Consider the following 21,796-nt stretch of genomic DNA (forward strand, 5'->3'; position numbering starts at 1 on the left):
CCCGCCGGAGGGCAGCGGGATCGGCATATGGGTACGCATCGCGGCCTCTCCTCGTGCGGGTGGACGATGGCGCGGCTATAGCAGCCGCCCCCCGCGCTGGCCAGCCCGCCTCAGCAGCAGCGCCCGCCCCCGCCGCCATAGCGCGCGCGCTGGCGATCGCGGAAGAAGTCGCGCTCGCTCATCACCGCGCGATCCGGATGGTGCTGCGCCATGTGCGCGCGATAGGCGTCATAATCAGGCAGGCCGACCATCAGCCGCGCCATCGCGGCGAGGCGCTGCCACCAGCTCATTCGGCCGCCGCCAGCGCGGGCGGTATCTCGGTGACGGACGGCCCGGAAAGCCGCAGCGCCGCGCGGCAGCGCGCCGCCGCCAGCACCGCGATCGCCAGCACCACCAGCAGGAAGACCAGGCAGAGCGCCGCGTCGATCCGGTCGTTGAGCACGATCCTGCGCACTTCGCCCAGCGAGTGCGCGGGCGCCAGCACCTCGCCCCGCGCCGCCGCCGCCGCGAAGCGCCGCGCATGGGCGAGAAAGCCGATCTTCGGATCGGGCGAGGCGATCTTCATCAGGCTGGCGGTGACGGTGCAGAGCATCAGCCACGTCGCGGGCAGGATGGTGACCCAGGCGAAGCGCGCCCGCTTCAGCCGGAACAGCACCACCGTCGCCAGCAGCAGCGCCACGGCCGCCAGCATCTGGTTGGAGATGCCGAACAGCGGCCACAGCGTGTTCACTCCGCCGAGCGGATCGGTCACCCCCTGATAGAGGAAGAAGCCCCAGGCGCCGACGCAGACGATCGTGCCCGCCAGCGCCGGGCCGAGGCTGGTGGCGTTGCGGAAGCCGGGGAATGCGAGGCCGATCAGATCCTGCAGCATGAACCGCCCGGCCCGCGTGCCGGCATCGACCGCGGTGAGGATGAACAGCGCCTCGAACAGGATGGCGAAATGATACCAGAAGGCCATCATCGCCTTGCCCCCCAGCAGGCGGCTAAAGATCTGCGCCATGCCCACCGCCAGCGTCGGCGCGCCACCGGCGCGCGCGATGATCGACTGTTCGCCCACGTCGCGCGCGGTCGCCGCGATCTGCTCGGCGCTGACGGGAAAGCCGAGCGCCGTCACCGCCGCCGCCGCGTGCGCGGCATCGCCGCCGAGCAGCGCCGCCGGGCTGTTCATGACGAAATAGATGCCGGGATCGATGATCGAGGCCGCGATCAAGGCCATGATCGCGACAAAACTCTCCATCAGCATCGCGCCATAGCCGATCAGCCGCACATCGCCCTCGCTGGCGATCAGCTTGGGCGTGGTGCCGCTGGCGATGAGCGCGTGGAAGCCCGACACGGCGCCGCAGGCGATGGTGATGAACAGGAAGGGAAAGAGCGGCCCGGCCCAGACCGGCCCGGCGCCGCTCGCCGCGAAAGCGGTGTGCGCCGGCATCCGCAGCGGCGGCGCCAGCAGCACGATGCCGATCGCCAGCGCCAGGATCGCGCCGATCTTGAGGAAGGTGGACAGATAATCGCGCGGCGCCAGCAGCAGCCACACCGGCAGCATCGCCGCCACCGCGCCATAGCCGATCAGGATCCAGCAGAGCTGGACCGGGGTGAAGCGGAACAGCGGCGCCAGCACCGGCGAGGCGGCCACAGTGGCGCCGTAGAGGATCGCGCCGCCGAGGCCGATCAGCCCGAGCAGCGACACCTCGAAGATCCGGCCGGGCCGCAGCCAGCGCGAATAGCCGCCCATCGCCAGCGCCAGCGGAATGGTGGCGGCGACGGTGAAGAAGCCCCAGGGGCTGTCCGCCAGCGCGCGCACCACGATCAGCGCGAGCACCGCCAGGATGATGACCATGATCATGAAGGCGCCGACCAGCGCGATCACGCCCGCCGCCGCGCCCATCTCCATGCGGATCAGCTCGCCCAGCGAGCGCCCGTCGCGGCGCATGGAGATGAAGAGCACGCTCATGTCCTGCACCGCGCCGGCCAGCACCACGCCCGCCAGGATCCACAAGGTGCCCGGCAGATAGCCCATCTGCGCCGCCAGCACCGGCCCCACCAGCGGCCCCGCCCCGGCGATCGCCGCGAAATGATGGCCGAACAGCACCACCCGGTCGGTCGGCACGAAGTCCAGCCCATCGGGATGGCGCCGCGCCGGCGTCGGCCGCCGGCAGTTGAGCCGCAGCACGCGCCGCGCCAGGAAGCGCGCATAGAAGCGATAGGCGATGGCATAGACCGCGATCGCCGCCGCCAGCAGCCAGACGGCGTTGACCGCCTCGCCCCGGCCACGCGCCACCATGGCGAGCGCCACCGCCCCGATTGCGGCGACCAGCGCCCAGCCCAGCTTCGCGATCACCAACAGCCTCTTCGCATCACCGGCGGGACCATGGGCGTTTCGCCCGGCGGGAGCAAGGCCGCCGCCTCGGCGCGGCGCGGCACGAGTCCGCGCGCGGGGCGTTAGGCTTTGGGTAAGGCGATGCCGCCATTATGGCGCGGATCGAGTGAGCGACTCTATGCCCCTGAACGCCCTGGTGCGCGTCGAGCGCGCGGAACGGTATGAACTGGACGGGCCGGGCACGGTCGCCGCGCCGCTGGAACTGCCGCGCCCCGTCACCGTCGTCAATATCTCGCGCTCGGGCTGCCTGTTGCGCGGCGCTTCGGGGCTCGCGGCGGGCGCGGCGATCAGCGTCGGCATTCCCGGCATCGGCGCGCGCGCGGCGCACATCACGCGCCTCACCCCCGATGGCTATGGCTGCGCCTTCGAGGCGCTGCTCTCCGCCGCCGAGGTCGAGCTGGCGATGAACAGCGTGCTCACCGCCGGCCATGCCCGACCGGAGGTGATCCGCTCGCTCAGGCGGCTCAAGGCCGATCAGCTCGCCCGCGCCGAGGAGGACGCGCCGCCCCCCTCGCTCTGGGCGCGCCTGCGCCGCCGCTTCGGCCGCTGATCAGATCGGCGCGAGCGCGGCCGTCTTGCTGTCGGCGAAGCGGTCCATGTCGAGCAGCCCCGCGCGCCGCGCCACGATCGTCGGCACCAGCGCCTGGCCTGCCACATTGACGGCGGTACGCCCCATATCGAGGATCGGATCGATCGCGAGGAGCAGCCCGACCCCCTCGAGCGGCAGGCCCAGCGTCGACAGGGTGAGGGTGAGCATCACCGTCGCGCCGGTCAGCCCGGCGGTGGCGGCCGAGCCGACCACCGCGACGAAGACGATCAGCCCATAATCCGCCAGATGCAGCGGCACGCCGAAGAATTGCGCGACGAAGATGGCGGAGACGGCGGGATAGATGGCGGCGCAGCCATCCATCTTGGTGGTGGCGCCCAGCGGCACGGCGAAGGCCGCATAGGCGCGCGGCACGCCGAGCCGCTCGACCACCGTCTCGGTGACGGGCAGCGCCCCCACCGAGGAGCGCGATACGAAGCCGAGCTGGATGGCGGGCCAGGCGGTGGCGAAGAAGCGCAGCGGGTTGAGCCCGTTGAGCGCGAGCAGCAGCGGGTAGACACAGAGCAGCACCAGCGCGAGGCCGAGATAGATGGCGCCGGCGAAGGCGCCCAGCGCCGACAGCGCCTCCCAGCCATAGCGCACCACCGCGTCGCCGATCAGCGCGGCGGTGCCGATCGGCGTGAGCGCCAGCACCCAGCGCAGCAGCCGCCGGAAAATGGCGAGCGCGGAGGCGTTGAAGGCGAGGAAGGGCGCGCCCGGCTCGCCCACCCGCACCGCCGCCGCGCCGATCGCGATCGCCGCGACGATGATCTGGAGGACGTTGAACGAGAGCGCGGTGCTCGCCTCGCCATTGGCGAGGCTGGTCGAGGCGGTGAGGCCCAGCATGTTCGCCGGCACCAGCCCTTTGAGGAAATCGAGCCAGGCGCCGGTGGTGGAGGGAGCGTGCAGCGCCGCCGCATCCACCCCGGCATGGAGCCCGGGCTGGATGAGCAGGCCGAGCGCGATGCCGATCGAGACGGCGATGAGCGCCGTCAGCGCGAACCAGCCCAGCGTGTGCGCCACCAGCCGCGCCGCATTCTCCAGATCGCGCAGCGCCGCGATCGACGCGACGATCGCGGTAAACACCAGCGGCGGCACCAGCGCCTTGAGCAGCTGGACGAAGATCTGGCCGATCAGATGCAGCCATTCGCCCGACGCGCCGCTCAGCCGCACCGCCAGACCCAGCGCGAGCCCGGCCGCCATGCCGAGCAGCACCTGCGTTCCGAACCCGATCCGCGGCGCGCGCGCCCGCGTCCGAAGCTCCGTCCCTGTCCCGTTCGCCGCCATGCGTTCCGCCATCCCTGGTCCAGCACATCAAGATAGCGAGCCGGGTCCGGCCGAAAACAGAGAAAAGCTTGGGCTGCCCCAGCCCGGGCTTGGCACGCTTCGGGACAGAGGCGGTTCAGAACGCCTCTTCTCCCTCCGCAAACGCCGATGCTTCAAGCGGCCCGCACTCTCGGGCATCAGCATGCTGTGAACACGAATCGGACCGACCGGCTGACCGAACGCCAGAAGCAGTGCCTCCGGCTGCTCTACGCCCATTACAAGCCGGGCGAGATCGCCACGCGGCTCGGCATCTCCACCGATCGCGTCAACCAGCTGCTCAAGGCGGCACGCGAGCGGCTGGAGGTGAGCCGCAGCATCGACGCCGCGCGCATCCTCCACGAGGCGGAAGCGGACCCCTCCCACATTATGGGGGCCCAGCCTGTGGGAGTGGCGGCCCCGCCCCGCCGGGACGAGGACAGCACCGTCTTCGCCGAGCCGGCGGGGCGACAGGCGGACATCGCCCTGCGCGAGGAGCATGCGCCCTATCAGGCGCTGTCCGCGCCGCGATCGTCCGAGCTGCCGCTGCCCGTGCCGACCCGGCGGAGGCCGTTCAACGAGCTGATCTGGTATCAGCGCGCCGCCTGGGGCCTGGCCATCGCGCTGGGTGCCACCGTGCTCGCCGGGGCGATGGTCAGCCTCCAGAACGCCATCCACTAACACGCCGCCCCGGTCGCCGGAGGCGGTCGGGAGGCACTATGTCGGACCTTGAACAGATCGCTTTTGTCGTCGGCGCGGATCTCGGCGCGATCGAGCATGCCCATCTTTCGCAGGTGGAAGAGAGCGTCGCGCTCATCTCCAACATCCTCGCCGCCGGCAAGTCGCTCAAGGTGCCGTTCGCGACCCAGCAGAAGATCCTCTCGCCCGCGCTCGCGGCGATCGCCAAATTGTCCGAGGTGGGCCATGGCTATGCCGAGACGCATCAGCATCTCTCGGCCTTTGTCCGCCGCCACGGCCTCGATCCGCGCGCCTTCGGCGAGAGCGATTCCGGCCCGCGCGCCGAGCATGGCGCCGCGCCCCTCCCCGTCGCCACCCGCGCCCGGAGCCAGGCACAGGCGGCTTGATCGGAGGAACCGCCCGTGCTTTCGGTCGCGCATGCCGCTTCCGCACCAGATCCTCTATGTCGCAACGGTGATCGCGGTATGTGGATACACGCTCTGGGCCGGCGGCTGGCCGGAACGCGCCGGTCTGGCGATCGTCGTGGCGGCGTCGCTGGCGAGCTTCGTGGCGGCGGAGTTCCGCGCGACGGCCTGGTATTCGGTGATGCCGATCACCTTCCTGATCGATCTGGCGACCTGCGCGACCTTCTTCGTGCTGATGGTGCGCAGCGACAGGTTCTGGCCGATCTGGAGCTTCGGCTTCTGCGTGGCGATGGTGATGGCGCACCTCACCCGGATGCTGCGCACCGTGCTTCCGGCCTGGAGCTATTACCACACGACGGGCCTCTGGGCCTATCCGGTGATGGCGTCGATCCTCTTGGGGGCGCTGAGCCGCCAGCGCCGGCGGCGCTCGACCAGGCGCATCTGACGCAGCTGCTCGGCACGGCCGGGCTCGACCGGCCGGCCGAGCGGGCCGCCGCCCTGCTCGCCGAGCTGGGCGGCCTCTCCGCCGTCGTCGCCAGTTCGGAGGAGCGGCTCGACACGATCGGCGGCCGCGGCGTCGGGCGCGCGCTGCGCGCGGCCTTCGCGCTGGTGCGGCGGCTCGCCGCGATCGAGCTGGACCGCCGGCCGATCATCGGAACCAGCGAGGCGCTGCTCGCCTATCTGCGCGTCGCGATCGGCCATGCGCAGCGCGAGGAGATGCGCGTCCTCTATCTCGACGCCGCCCACCGGCTGATCCGCGACGAGCCGACCAGCCGCGGCACGGTCGCCCGGCTCGCCATCTATCCGCGCGAGATCGTGCGGCGGGCGCTGGAACTCTCCGCCTCGGGGCTGATCCTGGCGCACAACCATCCCAGCGGCGATCCCACGCCGAGCGCGGCGGACGTCGCCGCTACGCGCGAGATCGTCCAGCTCGCCCGCAGCTTCGATATCGACGTGCACGATCATCTCGTCGTGGCCCGCACCGGCCATGCGAGCATGCGCGCGCTCAAGCTGATCTGAGCGCGATGGAGGCCCATGCCATCGCCGAAACGCTGCTGCGCGCCCGCCGCGGCCTCGCCCGGCTGCTGACGGTATCGCTCGCGGCCGATCCCGCGCTGTCGATCCTGCTCGATCTGCTGGTCGCCGAGCGGCAACGGCGCGATGTCAGCGTAAGCAGCGCCTGCATCATCTCGGGCGTGCCGCCCACCACCGCGATGCGGCTGATCCAGAGGCTGGTGCAGACCGGCGCGGTGGCGCGCGTGCCGCATCCGCATGACGGGCGCAGCACGCTGTTGCTGCTCACGCCCTCGGCGCGGACCCAACTGGTGGAGTGGCTGGAACGGCTCGACACCGCCCTCGCCAGCGCGCCCGCCCCGCCACGCCTCCCCGCACCCGCGCCGATCGCGACGAACCGGGTGCGCGCCTAATCGGCCCCGGGGAGCGGCGGGGACGGATAGGCGGGATCAGAAAATGGCGGAGAGGGTGGGATTCGAACCCACGGTGAGCTTGCACCCACAACGGTTTTCGAGACCGTCCCAATCGACCACTCTGGCACCTCTCCGCTCGAGAAACGCTGGCGGGGCGAAGCCCTGCCATGGCCGTGAGGCGGCGCTCCTAGCGTCCTCGCGCGGCTTTGCCAAGCGGGTCGTGCTTGCCAGCCGCATAAATGCACCTAGATTGTCGCCATGGACAAGTTCGCCGCCACCGGCACCGCCCGGCCCGATCAGCCGCCCGTCTTCCTGACCGCGCCGGAGGTGGTGCATGCGCGCTTCTCGGTGGGCGATGTGGTGCGGCATCGCCTGCTCGATTTCCGCGGCGTCATCTTCGACATCGATCCCGTCTTCGCCAACACCGAGGAATGGTATCAGGCGATCCCCGAGGAGATCCGCCCCGCCAAGGAACAGCCCTTCTACCATCTGCTCGCCGAGAATGCGGAGAGCAGCTATGTCGCCTATGTCAGCCAGCAGAATCTGGAATCCGACGCGAGCGACGAGCCGATCGAGCATCCCGCCATCGAGGGCCTGTTCGAAGCCTTTCGCGACGGCCGCTACCGGCTGCGGCGCGAACATCGGCATTGACGCGCAAGGGCGGTCCACACCGGCGTTGACTCGCCCGCCCCTGCGCCTTATGGGACCGGCCTTCCGCGCGGAGCCGGGTGGTTACCGCCCTGCCGTCGCGTGGCCCGATCTAGATGTGAAGAGAGACCCATGTTCGCTATCGTGCGCACGGGCGGCAAGCAGTACCGCGTCGCCGCCGGAGACAAGATCGTCGTCGAGAAGCTCGCCGGCGAGGCCGGTGAGACCGTGACGCTGGGCGACGTGCTGTTCGCCGGCGCCGATGGCGAGGCCAAGTCCACCGACGGCCTGTCGGTTTCGGCCCGCATCATCGCCCAGGCGCGCGGCGAGAAGGTGATCGTCTTCAAGAAGCGTCGCCGTCACAATTACCGCCGCCGCAACGGCCATCGCCAGTATCACACGATCCTGGAGATCCTGTCGGTCGGCGACACCAGCAAGAAGGCCAAGGCCGAAACCGCCGCGACGGCGGACGCCTGATCGCCGCGAGAGCCAAGGAGTAGTCACATGGCACATAAGAAAGCAGGCGGCTCGTCGCGCAACGGTCGCGATTCGGCCGGTCGTCGCCTCGGCGTCAAGAAGTTCGGCGGCGAGGAAGTCGTCGGCGGCAACATCATCATCCGTCAGCGCGGCACCCGCGTCTATCCGGGCCGCAATGTCGGCATGGGCAAGGACCACACGCTGTTCGCGCTCGGCGAGGGCCGCGTGGTGTTCCACGAGGGCAAGCTCGGCCGCAAATACGTGTCCGTCGATCAGGTCGCGCTCGCGGCCGAATAACGGACCGGGCGGGGCGTCCGCACCGGCGGATCGCGCCCCCGCATAGCTGCGGAACGATGAGGGAGATGGGGTGACCCGTCTCCCTTTCTTTTTGTTTCTCCTCGAAAATATTCTGTCGCCGGCGCGTAACCAGATGTCCGTAGAGGCGTTGTCGCGGTGCGAGGAGAGGCAAGGAATTCATGTTCGCACGAACCGACCGGCTGCTGCTGCGGCCCGGCTGGCGCGAGGACGCGCCGGCCCTGTATGAAGCGATCGCCGACGCCGCGATCATCGACAAGCTCCCCGGTGCGCCCTGGCCCTTCCGCCCCGAAGATGCGGAAGCCTGGCTGACGCGCGCGCCCGAAAACGGCAAGCTGCCCGAACTGCTCATCTATGTGCGCACGCTCGGGCGGCCCCGCCTGGTCGGCGGCATCGCGCTCCGGCGCCATGGGGTCGATGGCGCCGAGCTTGACTATTGGATCGCCCGCTCCTGCTGGGGCCTCGGCTTCGCCACCGAGGCCGGCCGCGCCGTGGTCGCCATGGCGCGCGACGGGCTGCGGCTGCGCACGCTGCGCTCGGGCCATTTCACCGACAATCCCGCCTCGGGCCGCGTGCTCGCCAAGCTCGGCTTCACGCCGACGGGCGAGATCGAGAAGCGCTTCAGCGCGGTGCGCGGCCAGGATGTGGATTGCGTGATGTACGCGCACGCCGCCTGAGCCCCGCCGCTTCTCCCTTCACGGGCCGATCCGCGCCGCCATGCGGGCCTGACTACATGTTTTTGGGGGTGGTTGATGCCGCGCCCCAAAACTAGTCCTGAGCCGCATGACGACCCGGGCGACACAGGGCATCGAGGCGCTGACCGAGCGTGAGAAGCAGACGCTGCGCCTGATCGCGCGCGGACACGACGCCAAGTCGGTCGCGCGCAGCCTCGATCTTTCCGTCCACACCATCAACGAGCGGCTGCGCGAGGCGCGGCGCAAGCTGGCGGTTCCGAGCAGCCGGGAAGCGGCGCGCCTGCTCTTCGCTGCGGAAGAGCCTCCCCCCCAGAATCTTGGGGACAGCATAATCGGGGAAGCCCCGTCCCCGCCGAACGGGGCAGGCCATGGCCCGGCCGAGCGGATCTCCCATCCGCGTCGGATCGGATCAGGAGGAATGGCCATGGCACTGATGCTGGGACTGCTGGCGCTCGTCGCGCTGCCGCAGATGGAAACGGGTACGGACAAGACGATGGCTGCGGGCGCGGCGAACGCCGCCGTCATCGCAACCGCGCGCCATTTCCTCGAACTGGGTGACCAGGGAGACTGGACTTCGAGCTACCGGATGACCGGGCGCAGCTTCCAGACGCTCAACACCGTCCAGAGCTGGACCATGGTGTCGCAAAAGGTGCGCACGCCGCTCGGGGCGGTGCGATCACGCGTGCTGCTGGGGGAGCAATCGCTCCCTGCCCCGCCCCATGGCTATGAGGTGGTCAAGTTCCGCACCCACTTCGCCAATCGGGCCGATGCGGTGGAGACGGTAACGCTGGAGCAAAACGAGAATGGCTGGACGATCCAGGGCGTGACGATCGGTTAGTCGGCTGGCCGCCGGCGCCGCCCGGGCGGCACGCCGATGGCCTGCCGCCGCGCGTCGACGCGTCGGTCCCCGACGCGCGCCCGAGGGGACTGGCGAAGGCAGCCGAAATCGCGTATGGCCGCGCCCTTCTCCATCGCCATGCCGGATGCGCCGGCATCCGGACACGCCGGATGCCGGACGCGGGCGATGTCGCTTCGGGCCCTGGACCATATAGACATGCATTTTCTCGATCAGGCCAAGATCTTCATCCGTTCGGGGGCGGGCGGCCCTGGGGCGGTGTCGTTCCGGCGCGAGAAGTTCATCGAATATGGCGGCCCCGATGGCGGCAATGGCGGCAAGGGCGGCGATATCATCTTCGAAGCGGTCGCCGGCCTCAACACGCTGATCGATTTCCGCTACACTCAGCATTTCCGGGCGCCGCGCGGCAAGGGCGGATCGGGATCGAACCGCACCGGCGCGGGCGGCGAGGATCTGGTCATCAAGGTGCCCGTCGGCACCCAGGTGCTCGACGATGATCGCGAGACGGTGCTGGCCGATTTCACCGTCGCCGGGCAGCGCCAGGTGTTTCTGCGGGGCGGCGATGGCGGCCGCGGCAATCTGAGCTACAAGACCTCGACCAACCGCGCCCCCCGCCAGCACGGCCCCGGCTGGCCCGGCGAGGAAATGTGGGTGTGGCTGCGGCTGAAGCTGCTCGCCGATGTCGGGCTGGTCGGGCTGCCCAATGCCGGCAAATCCACCTTCATCAACGCGGTCACCAACGCCAAGGCCAAGGTGGGCGATTATCCCTTCACCACGGTCCGCCCGCAGCTCGGCGTGGTGCGCCACCGCGACCGCGAGTTCGTGGTGGCGGACATTCCCGGCCTGATCGAGGGCGCGGCGGACGGCGCCGGGATCGGCGATCGCTTTCTCGGCCATATCGAGCGCTGCCGCGTGCTGCTTCATCTGGTCGACGCCACGGGCGAGGACCCGATCGAGGCCTATCGTATAGTGCGCGGCGAGCTTGAGGCCTATGGCGCCGGCCTCGAGGACAAGGCCGAGCTGATCGCGCTCAACAAGGTCGACGCGATCGACGCCGAGACGCGCGCCCTCCTGCTGGCGGCGCTGGTCGAGGAGAGCGACGCGGCGGTGCTGCCGCTGTCGGGCGCGTCGGGCGAAGGGCTGGACGCGGTGCTGGATCATCTCGCCGAGGCGATCGGCCCGGCGCCGGGCGCGGACGCCATGGCGCAGGGCGAGGCACAGCCGGGATGGTCCCCATTGTGACGAGGCGCGCAAGCGCCTAAGCGGACGCCGCCCCCTGTTCCCCGCACCAGCCTTTCGGAAGCGATGACCCGCGCCACTGTTTTCGACCCCGCGAGCTGCCCGATCCTGGTCGTCAAGATCGGCTCGGCGCTGCTCGTCACGCCCGAAGGCGAGGTGCGGCGCGCGTGGCTGGCGGGCGTGGTGGCCGATCTCGCCCGCCGCCACGCCGCCGGCCAGAAGCTGATCCTCGTCTCCTCCGGCGCGATCGCGCTCGGCGCGCGGCGACTCGGCCTGCCCGCCGGGGGCCGGGCGAGCCTGGAGGATGCGCAGGCCGCCGCCGCCACGGGACAGATCGCGCTCTCGCATTGCTGGGCCGAGCTGCTCGGCGCGGAGGGGCTCACCGCCGCGCAGATGCTGCTGACGCTCGACGATCTCGAGGACCGCCGCCGCTATCTCAACGCCAGCGCCACCTTCGCGCGGCTGCTCAGCCTCGGCGTAGTGCCCGTCGTCAACGAGAATGACACCGTCGCCACCGAGGAGATCCGCTTCGGCGACAATGATCGCCTCGCCGCGCGCGTGGCGCAGGCCGCCGGCGCCGGCGGCGTGGTGCTGCTTTCGGACGTGGACGGGCTGTTCACCGCCAATCCCGGCGTCGATCCCGAGGCCAGGCTGATCGAGGACGCCGTGCTGGACGCCGCCACGCTCGCCATGGCCGATCGTGGCTCGGCCTCGGGCATGGGATCGGGCGGCATGATCGCCAAGCTCGAGGCGGCGCGCATCGCCCATGCCGCGGGCGCGCATCTCGCCATTATCGGCGGCCGCAGGCCCGATCCGCTCGGCGCCTTCCGGGCGAGCGGGCGCGGCACCGTGTTCGCCGCGGGGCCGGGCGCGCCCGCGCGCAAGGCGTGGCTCGCGGGCCGGCTGACCGCCAAGGGCCGCATCCTCATCGATGCCGGCGCCGCTCAGGCGCTGCGCCAGGGCGCGAGCCTGTTGCCGGCGGGCGCGATCGGCGTCGAAGGCGGCTTCGCGCGGGGCGACGTGGTGGATATCGTGTCCGACGGGCGCACCCTGGCGCGCGGCCTGGTCGAATATGATGCGGATCAGGCGCGCCGCATCGCCGGGCTGCGCACGGCCGCGCTGGCGGAGACGCTGGGCCACGCGCCGCGCGCCGCGCTGGTGCATCGCGATCATCTGGTGCTGCTGTGAGGAACCGCCACCGCACGCTCGCCATCACTGGCGGCACCGGCTTTGTCGGCCGGCATCTGATCGATGCGGCGCTGGCGCAGGGCCATGTGGTGCGTGCCCTCACCCGCGCCCCGCGCCCCCCGCGCGATGGCGTGCACTGGATCTATGGCGCGCTGGAAAAGCCGGTGGCGCTCGCGCAGCTCGTCGCCGGGGCGGATGCGGTGCTGCATGTCGCGGGCGTGGTCAACGCCGATCGCGAGGGCTTCCGCCTCGGCAATGTGGCGGGCACGCTCGCCATTGTCGAAGCCACCCGCGCCGCCGGCGTGCGCCGCTTCGTCCATGTGTCCAGCCTCGCCGCGCGCGAGCCGGGCCTGTCCGACTATGGCTGGTCCAAGGCGCGCGCCGAAACCATCGTCGCGGCCTCCGCGCTGGACTGGACGATGATCCGGCCGCCGGCGATCTTCGGCCCCGGCGATCGCGAGATGCTGGACCTGTTCAAATGGGCGCGGCGCGGGCTGGTGCCGCTGCCGCCGGCCGGCCGCTTCTCCGTGGTGGCGGCGCAGGATCTGGTGCGGCTGCTGCTGGCGGTGCTGCCCGACGACGAATCGCAGGCGGCGATCTACGAACCCGATGACGGCCGGCCCCAGGGCTGGAGCCATGTCGAATTCGCCGAGGCGCTGGGCCATGCGGTGGGCCGCCGCGCGCGCGCCCAGCCGCTGCCCGCCTGGGCCATGCATGTCGGCGCGCGGCTGGACCATCTGCTGCGCGGCGCCAACGCCAAGCTCACCGCCGATCGGGTGGGCTATATGCTGCATCCGGACTGGGTCTCGGATCCGGCGCGGCGCCCGCCCAAGCATCTCTGGCGGCCGCAGCTGGCGACGCTGGACGGTCTGGCGATCGCCGCCGAAAGCTATCGCGAGGAAGGGCTGCTCGCCTGATCGCCGCCTCATCGACGCCGCATTCCCTTTGCAAGCCGGCGCGCAGCATTTAAGGACTGGCCCTCATGACCACGCGCGACCAAACCTTTGCCCGGGTGGCGGAGCTGATCGAGCCCTTCAACAAGAAGGGCGTGCCGCTCGCCGAACAGACCCGCTTCGCCACCGATCTGGAATGGGACAGTCTCACGGTGATGGACTTCGTCGCCGCCGTGGAGGACGAGTTCGACATTCTGATCACCATGAACATGCAGGCCCAGATCGAAACCGTGGGCCAGCTGGTGGATGCGGTCGATACGCTGAAGGCCAAGGCATGACCGACGCCGGCACCCTGGCCGAGGCCTGCACGAGCGTGCCCGAGGACGCGCCGCACGCGCCCGATCTGCTGGCCAAGTTCGATCCGCTGATCGCCGAGCGCGAGGCGCTGCTCGCCACCGGCGTGCGCGATCCCTTCGCGATCGTGATGGAGCGCGTGCTCTCGCCCACCGAGGCGATCATCAACGGCCGCCACACCATCTTGCTCGGCACCTATAATTATATGGGGATGACCTTCGATCCCGAGGTGATCGAGGCGGGCAAGCAGGCGCTGGACGAATTCGGCTCGGGCACCACCGGCAGCCGCGTGCTCAACGGCACCTATGCCGGGCACAAGGCGTGCGAGGATGCGCTCAAGGCCTTTTACGGCACCGATCACGCCATGGTCTTCTCGACCGGCTACCAGGCCAATCTCGGCATCATCTCCACCCTGGCGGGCAAGGGCGATTACATCATCCTCGATGCCGACAGCCACGCGTCCATCTATGATGGCTGCTGGCTGGGCAATGCGGAGATCGTGCGCTTCCGCCACAATTCGGTCGAGGATCTCGATCGCCGGCTGGCGCGCCTGCCCAAGGAGGCGGGCAAGCTGGTGGTGCTGGAGGGCGTCTATTCGATGCTCGGCGATGTCGCCCCGCTGCCCGAGATGGTCGCGGTCGCCAAGCGCCACGGCGCCATGATCCTGTGCGACGAGGCCCATGGCATGGGCTTTTTCGGCGCGCATGGCCGCGGCGTGTACGAGGCGCTGGGCTGCGAGGGCGATATCGATTTCGTCGTCGGCACCTTCTCCAAGTCGGTCGGCACGGTGGGCGGCTTCTGCGTCTCCAACCATCCCAAGTTCGAGGTGCTGCGGCTGGTCTGCCGGCCCTATGTGTTCACCGCCTCGCTGCCGCCCTCGGTGGTCGCCACCGCCGCCGCCTCGATCCGCAAGCTCATGCATGCCGATGCCAAGCGCGCGCATCTGTGGAAGAACAGCCGCCGCCTGCACCAGGGGCTGCGCGATCTCGGCTTCACGCTCGGCACGCCCGAGGCGCAGTCGGCGATCATCGCGGTGATGCTGCCCGATCAGGCGCTGGCGGTGGGCATGTGGCAGGGGCTGCTGGAGCGCGGCCTCTATGTGAACATGGCGCGGCCGCCGGCCACCCCCGCCGGCACCTTCCTGCTGCGCTGCTCGCTCTGCGCCGAGCATCGCGACGAGCAGGTGGACCAGATCATCGAGATGTTCGCCGCCGCCGGGCGCGCGGTCGGCTGCATCGGCTGACGCGCGCCCGCCGTCCCCGTCGAAATGGCGGGGCGGCGGGCAGTCGGATAGGGAGATTTTCCTCGTTGCGACTACGGGGCATTGCTTAATCCTATCTTCACCTCGCATCGTCACCTAGAATTACGTGATGGCACCGGGTGAGCGTGACGAGGCCATGGAGGCCCCCCAGGGCGGACGATATGTCCGGCTGCGCGACAGCCTGTCCTGGGCGCATGGCGTGCTGCTCTTCTTCGCCATCATCGCCGCGGCGGTGGTGATCGTGCTGGTGGTCCGCGCCGGCCGCTCCAACAGCGACCGCGACAACGCGCTGGCGCGCGAGCGGCACAGCTATGAGGTGGTGCTCGCCGCGCGCGCGGTCGAGGCGTCGATGGCCAGCGCCGAGGCCGCGCTCGGCCGCTTCGCGATCAGCGCCGATCGCACCATGGGCGCCACCTATTATAATGATTGGGTGCTGGCCGGGGCCCAGATCGATCGGCTGGACCGGCTGGTCGCCGCCGATCCCGAGGAGCGCCGCCTCGCCGCACGGCTGCGCGCGCTGTACGGTCTGCGCAGCGCGGAGCTTGGCCTGCCGGCCACCAGCGCGGCCGCGCATCATGGCTGGGCCGCGCTCAACCAGTTCAACGCCGTCGGCCACAGCGACAATATCGCCGCGATCGATCAGGTGCTGGCCGATATTCGCGGCCGCGCCAGCGATCTGCTCGCCCATCGCTACGACCAGTCGAACAGCGCGGCGGTGGACAGCAACCATTTCGCCGCCCTGCTCTCGCTCGCCGGGTTGGCGCTGATCGTCGCCGCCGGCGGGCTCGGCTGGGCGGTGGTGGTGGCGCTCGGCCGGCGCCATCGCGCCGAGACCGAGGCCGAGGAGGCCGCCGGCCGCGCCGATTGGCTGCGCGAGGCAGTGTCGGAACGCACGCAGGAGCTGAGCGAGGCCAATAGCCGGCTCCAGCGCGAGATCGCCGACCGCGCCACTGCCGAGGCGCAGCTCCGGCAGATGCAGAAGATGGATGCGGTGGGCCAGCTCACCGGCGGCATCGCCCATGATTTCAACAATATGCTTGCCGTGGTCGTCGGCAGTCTGGATCTTGCCCGCCGCCGTGCCGCGCCCGGGGAGACGCGCGACCATATCGATCGCGCGCTCGATGGCGCGCACCGCGCCGCCGCCCTCACCCGCCGCCTGCTCGGCTTCGCCCGCGCCGAGGCGCTGCTGCCCGAATCGATCGAGCCCGCCACCCTGCTCGCCGGCATGACCGAGCTGCTGGACCGCACGCTGGGCGAGCGCATCCGCATGGATCTCCAGGTCGCCCCCGATGCCTGGCCGATCTGGTGCGATCCCACCCAGCTCGAGAACGCCGTGCTCAACCTCGCCGTCAATGCGCGCGACGCGATGGACGGCGCCGGGCCGCTCACGATCTGCGCCGAGAATTGCGTGATCGCGGCCGGCGAGGCGGGCGATCTGCCGGCCGGGGACTATGTGCGCGTCACCGTCGCGGACCAGGGCAGCGGCATGACCCCGGACGTGGTGGAGCGCGCCTTCGAGCCCTTCTTCACCACCAAGCCGATCGGCAAGGGCACCGGCCTGGGTCTGAGCCAGATTTTCGGCTTCGTCCGCCAGTCCGGCGGCCATGTGACGATCGACACGGCGCCGGGCCGCGGCACCAGCGTCAGCCTCTATCTTCCCCGCGCGACCAAAACGCCGCGCGCCGCGCCGCGGCCCTCGGCGGTGGTGGCGCTGCCCCGACCCCCGGCCCCGGCCCCGGCCGCCCCCGCCGATCGCCCGGTGCTGGTGGTGGAGGATGATGCCCGCGTCCGCGCCGCCACCTGCGCCGCGCTGGTCGAGCTAGGCTATGCCCCGATCAGCTGCGACTCGGCCGAGGCGGCGCTCGCGGAGCTGGCGCGCCATCCGGCGCTCAAGGTGATGCTCACCGATGTCATCATGCCCGGGCTGACGGGCACGGAACTCGCCCGCCAGGTGCGCACCACGCGCCCCGATCTCGCGATCCTCTTCGTCACCGGCTATGCCGGCGAGGACAGCGTCGATCTGCGGGGCGAAACCGTGCTGCACAAGCCCTTCACCCTCGCCGCGCTGGATCGGGCGGTGGCCGACAGCTTCGCGCTCAGCGCACCGAGCCCCGCGCCAGGAGCCGTGGCAGCAGCGTAAGCGCACCGAGCAGCGGCCAGCGCCGCTGCCAGGGCGTGATGGCGATGCGCGTGCCGGCGTGGCGATTGATCTTCCAGGCCAGATAATCGAGCCCGCCCGCAAAGGTGGCCGATGCCTTGGCGAGCCGCGCGAGCGTGAGCAGCTTGCCGCGCCGCTGCGTGCGCCGCCAGCGCCGCGCCGCGCGTCGGGTCTCCATCCGCGCCGCCGCCTGCTGCCGGGCGATGGGCAGCGCCGCCGCGCCGAAGCGGCGGTAGCGATCGGGATCGGCGTCCACGATCCCGGAGGGCCGCGCCGCCCGTTCGGCCCGCAGCTCGGCGCCATAAGTGAGGGTGAAGGCCAGGCGCCACAGCGCCAGATCGTCGTCCGCGCCCGCTCCGGCGGGGAGAAGCGGTAAGGCGCGCGCGAGCAGCGTCGGCGCCGCGCCCGCCACCGCGCGCACCACCGCGTCGCGGGCCTCGCCATCGGCCGCCCAGGCGATCCGCGCCGGCTGGGCGAAGCGCGCCCAGACCGAGGGATTGTCCGTGTCCGGTCCGCACAGCCGGGCGAGATCCGCCTCGCTCAGCACGGCATATTTGGCCGCCAGGCCATCCGCTTCGATCGGATAGACATTGGGCGGCAGCAGCCGGTTGGCGCGCGCTTCCCAGCCCTGCCGATAGGCGGCGCGATAGTCGGACACGATCAGGTAGAAATCGAGCATCAGCCCGTCGAGCCGCGCCTCGCGCAGGCAGGAGCCGTAGAACAGCACGGCGCGCGCCGCAGCGCCGTGGCGCGCCGCCACGGCGGCCGCGAGCCGCGCGGCCGCGGGCTGGATCGGGAGATCAAGCTCCGCCGCGACCAGCGCCGCCAGCCCCTCCGCGCGCGCCATCGGCCGAAGCTCAGGCGGCGAGGCTGAGGAACGGCACCGGCGCGGTCGGCGTGAGGATGATCGCCTTGCCCTCCTCGGCCTCGAACAGCTCGCCGTCGAGGATCACGCTCGGCCGCTCGCCCTCGATCACGATCTCGTCGCCGCGCTCGACATGGACACCGCGCAGCACCCCATCGCCCAGCCGGCCGAACAGGCTGGCGATGGTGGCGCCGATCAGCGCCAGCGGGTTGCGATCCACCATCATCAGCTTGAGCGCCCCGGACGAGGAGCGCGCGCCCTGGCTGTCGCCCCGCCAGCCGAGCAGCAGCCGGTGCAGCGTGGTCACGATCAGCAGCGCGAAGACACCGCGCACCACGCCCTGGCGCACCACCGAGACCGAGATGGGACGCGGCAAGGGCGGCAGGAAGGCGGCGCGCACGCCGAGAAAGAGCGACACCACCATCGCCAGCGCCGTCAGCGCATGGCTCACCCCGTTGGGCAGACCCAGCGGATAGATCTTGTTGCGGCAATAGAGCATCGAATCGGCTAGGCCGGCGCCGCCCAGGAACATGCCGAGAACCGGCCGCGCGTTCGAGTCGCCGTTGGAAAGCGCGATCAGCTCGCGGGCCACCACATAGGGCTGCACATCCTCGCCGGCGATCGCCACGATCCGCTGCAACGCCACCAGCGGATCGCCCACCGCGCCGAGATCCAGCGCGATCAGATTGGTCTTGCCGTTGGGCAGCACCGCCACCGGCGGCGGCGTCGCGCCGAAATGCTCGCCATGATAGAGTTCGGTGAGCGTCGCCTGCACGGTGCCGTCGCCGCCATTGACGACGAGGATGCGCGGCCGCACCCGCGCGATCGTCTTCAGCGCCTCGCCGATCTGGTCGACATGCTCCACCTCATAGTGGAAAATGTCCGGGTTCTCGGCGCAGAAGGCGCGCACGCGCGGCAGCAGCGAGCGGTTGCCCGTCGAAAGGGGATTGGACAGCAGCGCCACCTTGGCCATGCTCAGCGCTCCTGCGGGGTGATCGGGCGGAAGCGCGTGCCCGAAAGATAGGCCAGGGTGATGGGAACGGTGCGCACGCCGTCCCGCACCGATACCGCGACCTGCGCGGGATCGGGATGTCGTTTGAGCATCAGGTCGAACAGCGACAGTTCCGGATTGCCCGACATGCCGCCGCCATCGCCCCGATCGGATTTGCCCGAGCCGTTCACATCATGCCGGACGGACACGGCATATTCGCCCGGGGCGGGCACGGGCACGCACACGTCGAGCGCCCCCGCCGCCGGCACCGGCAGTTCGATCCGCTTGAGATAGCTGCCCTTGTCGAACCAATGCTCGGGATCTCCGCCATAGCTCTGCACCCGGATCGTGCCCGTGCGGACCTTGAAGCCGGTGACGCGGACGAGCAGCGCCGGGCCATGGCCCGATTCGCAGCGCGCCGCGTCCGGTCCCGCCGGCCGCGCGGCCGCGCCCTGCGCCAGACCCGTCCCGGCAAGGCCGGCCGCGAGCAGCAGGGCGGCAAGACGCACTTTCGACATGACCTCGTTTCTCCCGGAAGCTATAGGCTCGCGGCGGAAGCGGCGCCCGGCGCGGATGCCGGGCTTCTTCCGTATCTGCTCAATCGGCTGCGATTGCGGCTAGAAAATGGTCGTGGAGCGTCCAAAGCTTGCAATTCCTCACCTCCACCGATCGCTACCTCGCCCGGCTGATCGCGGTGCCGCTGGTCTCGACGCTGATTCTGTCGGCGATGCTGCTGCTGCTGGATAAGATGCTGCGGCTGTTCGATTTCGTCGTGCAGCAGGGCGGGCCGGTGGGCGTCGTCTGGGAAATGCTCGCCAACACCATCCCGGAATATATGTCGCTCGGCATCCCGATCGGGCTGATGCTGGGAATCCTGCTCGCCTTTCGCAAGCTGGCGCTCTCGTCCGAGCTTGATGTGTTCCGCGCGCTGGGGGTCAGCTATGGCCGGCTGCTGCGCGTGCCCTATCTGTTCGCGATCGGGCTCGCGCTCGTCAATCTGCTGATCGTCGGCTTCGTCCAGCCCTATTCGCATTATGCCTATGAGGGGCTGCGCTACGAGCTGCGCTCGGGCGCGCTGGGCGCCTCGATCAAGGTGGGCGAGTTCACCAAGCTCAGCAAGAAGGAGACGGTGCGGATCGAGCAGAGCCGCGATGGCGGGCGCGAGCTGAGCGGCATCTTCGTCCGCGCGGCGGGCGATGATGGCGCGGTGTTCGCCGTCACCGCCGCCAGCGGCGCCTTTTTCGCCACCGACGATCCCGATACCATCATCTTCCGCCTGCATGACGGCGTGCTGGTGCAGAACCGGCCCGATTTCCGCACCCCGCGCGTGCTGTCCTTCCAGAGCCACGATCTGCCGATCGCGCTGCCCAAGATCGAAAGCTTCCGCGGTCGCGGCACCAGCCAGAACGAGGAGCTGACCGTGCCCGAGCTGGTGCGCACGGGGCTCGTCTCGCCCTCGGCGAAGGAGCGGGCGGAAAGCCGCGCCGAGTTTCACTTCCGCATGGTCGAGGTGGCGATCATGATGCTGCTGCCGCTGCTGGCGGTGGCGCTGGCGGTGCCGCCCAAGCGCTCTTCCTCGGCGCTGGGCGTGTTCCTCTCGATCGTGATGATCGTCACCTACCACAAGGTGAACCAATATGCCTCGGCGGTGGCGGCGCTGGGCAAGATCAATCCGGTGCTGGCGCTGTGGCTGCCCTTCCTCGTCTTCGCCGGCCTGATCTGGTGGATGTACCGCACGCTCGCCAGGGTGCCGGGCGGCCAGCCGATCGGCGCGCTGGAGCGCGCGGCGGCCAAGAGCGTGGCGGCGGTGCAGCGCTGGGCGCGGCTCGGCCGTGGCCGGGTGCGGAGGGCGCAGGCATGATCCAGCTGAGCTTCTTCTCCTCGCGCACGCTGGCGCTCTACATGGCGCGCACCTTCCTGGTGCGCACCGTGGCGGTGCTGGCGGCGCTGGTGGTGGTGCTGCAGACGCTCGACCTGCTCGGCGAATCGGGCGACATCCTCGCCTATCCCGGCAATGGCGATGCCGCGCTGTGGCATTATGTGGCCTTGCGCCTGCCGCAGATCGTGGCGCGCTTCCTGCCCTTCTCGGTGCTGCTCGGCACGCTCATCACGCTGGTCTCGCTCAACCAGAACAGCGAGGTGATCGCCATGAAGGCGGGCGGCGTCTCGGCGCACCAGATCCTGGCGCCGCTGGTCGTCGCCAGCCTGGCGATCGCCGGCTTCTCCTTCGCCTTCAACGAGCGGCTCGTGACCCGCGCCTCGGCGACGCTGGATCGCTGGCAGGCGGTGGATTACGGCCCCCTGCCCGCCGCGCCGCGCGGGGCGCAGGATGTGTGGGTGCGCGCGGGCGACGATATCATCCACGCCGCCAGCGCGGGCGGGCGCGGCGCCGCCACGCGCCTGGCGGGCGTGACGATCTACAGCCGCCAGGCGGGCGCGCTGCGCCGCATCATAATCGCGCCCCAGGCACAGGCGCGGCTGGACCAGGGCCGCGTCATCGGCTGGCGCGCGACGGGCGCCAAGCTGTTCGACGTCGTGTCCGGCCGGCTCGCGCCGCCCAGCAGCTTCGATTTCGGCGCGGGGGTGAGCCCCGAGCAATTCACCCTGTCGAACGTCTCCGCCGATGATCGCTCGCTTCTCCAGCTCGGCCAGGAGATCAACGAGCTGGACGCCGCCGGCCGCCCTACCGGGCCGCTCAAGGCGGGCTGGTGGCACAAGATTTCGGGTCCGCTCTCGGCGGTGCTGATGCCGCTGCTGGCGGGCACCGCCGCCTTTGGCCTGGCGCGATCGGGGGCGCTGTTCGTGCGCGCCGTGATCGGCATGGTGCTCGGCTTCGCCTATTTCGTGGCGGACAATTTCGCGCTCGCCATGGGCAATCTCGGCGCCTATCCGCCGCTGCTCGCGGCCTGGGCGCCCTTTTTCCTGTTCCTCATGATCGGCGAGACGGTGCTGGTGCGCACCGAGGAATAACAGATCGCCCAAAAGCTGCCGCATTGCGGGAGCAAAGGCGATCGATCGGCTTTATCCGCCCGCGCCCAAGCCGTCGCGCGGCCGTGCAAGC

Annotated in this window: 25 protein-coding genes and 1 tRNA gene; 19 read left to right on the forward strand and 7 right to left on the reverse strand. The window is 70.4% G+C overall.

Features of this window, described 5'->3' with window-relative positions:
• Positions 1 to 110 precede the first annotated feature (110 nt).
• Together LHA26_RS01455 and LHA26_RS01460 are read right to left on the reverse strand one after the other, a co-directional pair.
• Positions 111 to 290, reverse strand: coding sequence for a YbdD/YjiX family protein (locus tag LHA26_RS01455; protein WP_252166989.1), 180 nt, complete (start codon positions 288 to 290; stop codon positions 111 to 113).
• Positions 287 to 2,281, reverse strand: a complete 1,995-nt coding sequence (locus LHA26_RS01460) for a carbon starvation CstA family protein (RefSeq protein ID WP_252168264.1) — start codon at positions 2,279 to 2,281, stop codon at positions 287 to 289. Before LHA26_RS01460 ends, LHA26_RS01455 begins: the two co-directional genes overlap by 4 nt.
• 214 nt (positions 2,282 to 2,495) lie before the next feature.
• Between LHA26_RS01460 and LHA26_RS01465 the strand changes: the two genes are divergently transcribed.
• Positions 2,496 to 2,927 (forward strand): PilZ domain-containing protein, encoded by a 432-nt coding sequence (locus LHA26_RS01465; protein WP_252166990.1) that lies wholly within the window; start codon positions 2,496 to 2,498, stop codon positions 2,925 to 2,927.
• Here the strand turns inward: LHA26_RS01465 and LHA26_RS01470 are convergent, their stop codons facing one another.
• Positions 2,928 to 4,250 carry a dicarboxylate/amino acid:cation symporter gene (locus LHA26_RS01470; protein WP_252166991.1) on the reverse strand — a complete coding sequence of 441 codons (1,323 nt, stop codon included), beginning with the start codon at positions 4,248 to 4,250 and terminating at the stop codon, positions 2,928 to 2,930.
• Positions 4,251 to 4,436: 186 nt separating this feature from the next.
• On the opposite strand from LHA26_RS01470, the gene LHA26_RS01475 reads away from it, so the two are divergent.
• Genes LHA26_RS01475 through LHA26_RS01495 form a run of 5 tightly spaced genes read left to right on the forward strand, consistent with a single transcriptional unit; the run spans position 4,437 to position 6,795 of the window.
• On the forward strand, positions 4,437 to 4,946 hold the full coding sequence (locus tag LHA26_RS01475) for a sigma factor-like helix-turn-helix DNA-binding protein (RefSeq protein WP_252166992.1): 510 nt from the start codon (positions 4,437 to 4,439) through the stop codon (positions 4,944 to 4,946).
• A 38-nt stretch (positions 4,947 to 4,984) separates the two neighbouring features.
• Positions 4,985 to 5,350 (forward strand): hypothetical protein, encoded by a 366-nt coding sequence (locus LHA26_RS01480; RefSeq protein WP_252166993.1) that lies wholly within the window; start codon positions 4,985 to 4,987, stop codon positions 5,348 to 5,350.
• Between the two features lie 31 nt (positions 5,351 to 5,381).
• Entirely contained in the window at positions 5,382 to 5,813 is a 432-nt protein-coding gene (locus LHA26_RS01485) for a hypothetical protein (RefSeq protein WP_252168441.1), read from the forward strand.
• Between the two features lie 5 nt (positions 5,814 to 5,818).
• Positions 5,819 to 6,388, forward strand: coding sequence for a JAB domain-containing protein (locus tag LHA26_RS01490; RefSeq protein WP_302898062.1), 570 nt, complete (start codon positions 5,819 to 5,821; stop codon positions 6,386 to 6,388).
• A gap of 5 nt (positions 6,389 to 6,393) precedes the next feature.
• Positions 6,394 to 6,795 carry a winged helix DNA-binding protein gene (locus LHA26_RS01495; protein WP_252166994.1) on the forward strand — a complete coding sequence of 134 codons (402 nt, stop codon included), beginning with the start codon at positions 6,394 to 6,396 and terminating at the stop codon, positions 6,793 to 6,795.
• 44 nt (positions 6,796 to 6,839) lie between these two features.
• Here the strand turns inward: LHA26_RS01495 and LHA26_RS01500 are convergent.
• Positions 6,840 to 6,929 (reverse strand) — tRNA-Ser (locus tag LHA26_RS01500).
• 124 nt (positions 6,930 to 7,053) lie between these two features.
• Here LHA26_RS01500 and hspQ point away from each other — a divergent pair.
• From hspQ to LHA26_RS01555, 11 genes are all read left to right on the forward strand, one after another.
• Entirely contained in the window at positions 7,054 to 7,446 is a 393-nt protein-coding gene (gene hspQ, locus LHA26_RS01505) for a heat shock protein HspQ (protein WP_252166995.1), read from the forward strand.
• A gap of 129 nt (positions 7,447 to 7,575) precedes the next feature.
• Positions 7,576 to 7,920 (forward strand): 50S ribosomal protein L21, encoded by a 345-nt coding sequence (gene rplU, locus LHA26_RS01510; RefSeq protein WP_252166996.1) that lies wholly within the window; start codon positions 7,576 to 7,578, stop codon positions 7,918 to 7,920.
• Between the two features lie 27 nt (positions 7,921 to 7,947).
• Positions 7,948 to 8,217 (forward strand): 50S ribosomal protein L27, encoded by a 270-nt coding sequence (rpmA, locus tag LHA26_RS01515; RefSeq protein WP_252166997.1) that lies wholly within the window; start codon positions 7,948 to 7,950, stop codon positions 8,215 to 8,217.
• 179 nt (positions 8,218 to 8,396) lie between these two features.
• Entirely contained in the window at positions 8,397 to 8,912 is a 516-nt protein-coding gene (locus tag LHA26_RS01520) for a GNAT family N-acetyltransferase (protein WP_252166998.1), read from the forward strand.
• Between the two features lie 106 nt (positions 8,913 to 9,018).
• Positions 9,019 to 9,768 carry a helix-turn-helix domain-containing protein gene (locus LHA26_RS01525; RefSeq protein ID WP_252166999.1) on the forward strand — a complete coding sequence of 250 codons (750 nt, stop codon included), beginning with the start codon at positions 9,019 to 9,021 and terminating at the stop codon, positions 9,766 to 9,768.
• Positions 9,769 to 9,984: 216 nt separating this feature from the next.
• Entirely contained in the window at positions 9,985 to 11,028 is a 1,044-nt protein-coding gene (obgE, locus tag LHA26_RS01530) for a GTPase ObgE (protein ID WP_252168266.1), read from the forward strand.
• Between the two features lie 63 nt (positions 11,029 to 11,091).
• Positions 11,092 to 12,213, forward strand: a complete 1,122-nt coding sequence (gene proB, locus LHA26_RS01535) for a glutamate 5-kinase (protein WP_252167000.1) — start codon at positions 11,092 to 11,094, stop codon at positions 12,211 to 12,213.
• Positions 12,210 to 13,130 (forward strand): NAD-dependent epimerase/dehydratase family protein, encoded by a 921-nt coding sequence (locus tag LHA26_RS01540; protein ID WP_252167001.1) that lies wholly within the window; start codon positions 12,210 to 12,212, stop codon positions 13,128 to 13,130. Before proB ends, LHA26_RS01540 begins: the two co-directional genes overlap by 4 nt.
• A gap of 65 nt (positions 13,131 to 13,195) precedes the next feature.
• Positions 13,196 to 13,444 (forward strand): acyl carrier protein, encoded by a 249-nt coding sequence (locus tag LHA26_RS01545; RefSeq protein WP_252167002.1) that lies wholly within the window; start codon positions 13,196 to 13,198, stop codon positions 13,442 to 13,444.
• Complete coding sequence (gene spt, locus LHA26_RS01550; RefSeq protein WP_252167003.1) at positions 13,441 to 14,703, forward strand: serine palmitoyltransferase; 1,263 nt, start codon at positions 13,441 to 13,443, stop codon at positions 14,701 to 14,703. The genes LHA26_RS01545 and spt overlap by 4 nt, the downstream gene beginning before the upstream one ends.
• Before the next feature lie 127 nt (positions 14,704 to 14,830).
• Positions 14,831 to 16,861: an ATP-binding protein gene (locus LHA26_RS01555; protein ID WP_252167004.1), complete on the forward strand. Its 2,031-nt coding sequence runs from the start codon at positions 14,831 to 14,833 to the stop codon at positions 16,859 to 16,861.
• Here LHA26_RS01555 and LHA26_RS01560 read toward each other — a convergent pair.
• From LHA26_RS01560 to LHA26_RS01570, 3 genes are read right to left on the reverse strand one after another with little or no spacing between them, the layout of a single operon-like run.
• Entirely contained in the window at positions 16,818 to 17,726 is a 909-nt protein-coding gene (locus LHA26_RS01560; protein ID WP_252167005.1) for a hypothetical protein, read from the reverse strand. The two genes, LHA26_RS01555 and LHA26_RS01560, sit on opposite strands and share 44 nt — an antisense overlap.
• 10 nt (positions 17,727 to 17,736) lie before the next feature.
• A complete protein-coding gene (locus LHA26_RS01565; protein WP_252167006.1) occupies positions 17,737 to 18,717 on the reverse strand; it encodes a diacylglycerol/lipid kinase family protein in 981 nt (326 codons plus the stop codon).
• Positions 18,718 to 18,719: 2 nt separating this feature from the next.
• The gene (locus LHA26_RS01570) at positions 18,720 to 19,253 is read right to left on the reverse strand and encodes a DUF2141 domain-containing protein (protein ID WP_252167007.1); all 534 of its coding nucleotides are present in this window, start codon (positions 19,251 to 19,253) and stop codon (positions 18,720 to 18,722) included.
• 128 nt (positions 19,254 to 19,381) lie between these two features.
• Here LHA26_RS01570 and lptF point away from each other — a divergent pair, with 128 nt between their 5' ends.
• On the forward strand, positions 19,382 to 20,596 hold the full coding sequence (gene lptF, locus LHA26_RS01575; RefSeq protein ID WP_252167008.1) for an LPS export ABC transporter permease LptF: 1,215 nt from the start codon (positions 19,382 to 19,384) through the stop codon (positions 20,594 to 20,596).
• Positions 20,593 to 21,705: an LPS export ABC transporter permease LptG gene (gene lptG / locus LHA26_RS01580; protein WP_252167009.1), complete on the forward strand. Its 1,113-nt coding sequence runs from the start codon at positions 20,593 to 20,595 to the stop codon at positions 21,703 to 21,705. The genes lptF and lptG overlap by 4 nt, the downstream gene beginning before the upstream one ends.
• Positions 21,706 to 21,796: the final 91 nt, after the last annotated feature.

The organism is Sphingomonas morindae (genome assembly GCF_023822065.1).
Taxonomy (GTDB): domain Bacteria; phylum Pseudomonadota; class Alphaproteobacteria; order Sphingomonadales; family Sphingomonadaceae; genus Solisphingomonas; species Solisphingomonas morindae.

Bases quoted from the DNA above. Each gene is read 5' to 3' on its own strand.
- LHA26_RS01495 (WP_252166994.1), top strand. From the start codon at position 6,394: ATGGAGGCCCATGCCATCGCCGAAACGCTGCTGCGCGCCCGCCGCGGC.
- LHA26_RS01480 (WP_252166993.1), top strand. From the start codon at position 4,985: ATGTCGGACCTTGAACAGATCGCTTTTGTCGTCGGCGCGGATCTCGGC.
- LHA26_RS01465 (WP_252166990.1), top strand. From the start codon at position 2,496: ATGCCCCTGAACGCCCTGGTGCGCGTCGAGCGCGCGGAACGGTATGAA.
- LHA26_RS01470 (WP_252166991.1), bottom strand. From the start codon at position 4,250: ATGGCGGCGAACGGGACAGGGACGGAGCTTCGGACGCGGGCGCGCGCG.
- LHA26_RS01485 (WP_252168441.1), top strand. From the start codon at position 5,382: ATGCCGCTTCCGCACCAGATCCTCTATGTCGCAACGGTGATCGCGGTA.
- LHA26_RS01570 (WP_252167007.1), bottom strand. From the start codon at position 19,253: ATGTCGAAAGTGCGTCTTGCCGCCCTGCTGCTCGCGGCCGGCCTTGCC.
- LHA26_RS01460 (WP_252168264.1), bottom strand. From the start codon at position 2,281: ATGGTGGCGCGTGGCCGGGGCGAGGCGGTCAACGCCGTCTGGCTGCTG.
- LHA26_RS01565 (WP_252167006.1), bottom strand. From the start codon at position 18,717: ATGGCCAAGGTGGCGCTGCTGTCCAATCCCCTTTCGACGGGCAACCGC.
- rpmA (WP_252166997.1), top strand. From the start codon at position 7,948: ATGGCACATAAGAAAGCAGGCGGCTCGTCGCGCAACGGTCGCGATTCG.
- LHA26_RS01520 (WP_252166998.1), top strand. From the start codon at position 8,397: ATGTTCGCACGAACCGACCGGCTGCTGCTGCGGCCCGGCTGGCGCGAG.
- spt (WP_252167003.1), top strand. From the start codon at position 13,441: ATGACCGACGCCGGCACCCTGGCCGAGGCCTGCACGAGCGTGCCCGAG.
- LHA26_RS01555 (WP_252167004.1), top strand. From the start codon at position 14,831: ATGGCACCGGGTGAGCGTGACGAGGCCATGGAGGCCCCCCAGGGCGGA.
- LHA26_RS01525 (WP_252166999.1), top strand. From the start codon at position 9,019: ATGACGACCCGGGCGACACAGGGCATCGAGGCGCTGACCGAGCGTGAG.
- LHA26_RS01545 (WP_252167002.1), top strand. From the start codon at position 13,196: ATGACCACGCGCGACCAAACCTTTGCCCGGGTGGCGGAGCTGATCGAG.
- hspQ (WP_252166995.1), top strand. From the start codon at position 7,054: ATGGACAAGTTCGCCGCCACCGGCACCGCCCGGCCCGATCAGCCGCCC.
- LHA26_RS01560 (WP_252167005.1), bottom strand. From the start codon at position 17,726: ATGGCGCGCGCGGAGGGGCTGGCGGCGCTGGTCGCGGCGGAGCTTGAT.
- rplU (WP_252166996.1), top strand. From the start codon at position 7,576: ATGTTCGCTATCGTGCGCACGGGCGGCAAGCAGTACCGCGTCGCCGCC.
- proB (WP_252167000.1), top strand. From the start codon at position 11,092: ATGACCCGCGCCACTGTTTTCGACCCCGCGAGCTGCCCGATCCTGGTC.
- obgE (WP_252168266.1), top strand. From the start codon at position 9,985: ATGCATTTTCTCGATCAGGCCAAGATCTTCATCCGTTCGGGGGCGGGC.
- lptG (WP_252167009.1), top strand. From the start codon at position 20,593: ATGATCCAGCTGAGCTTCTTCTCCTCGCGCACGCTGGCGCTCTACATG.
- LHA26_RS01455 (WP_252166989.1), bottom strand. From the start codon at position 290: ATGAGCTGGTGGCAGCGCCTCGCCGCGATGGCGCGGCTGATGGTCGGC.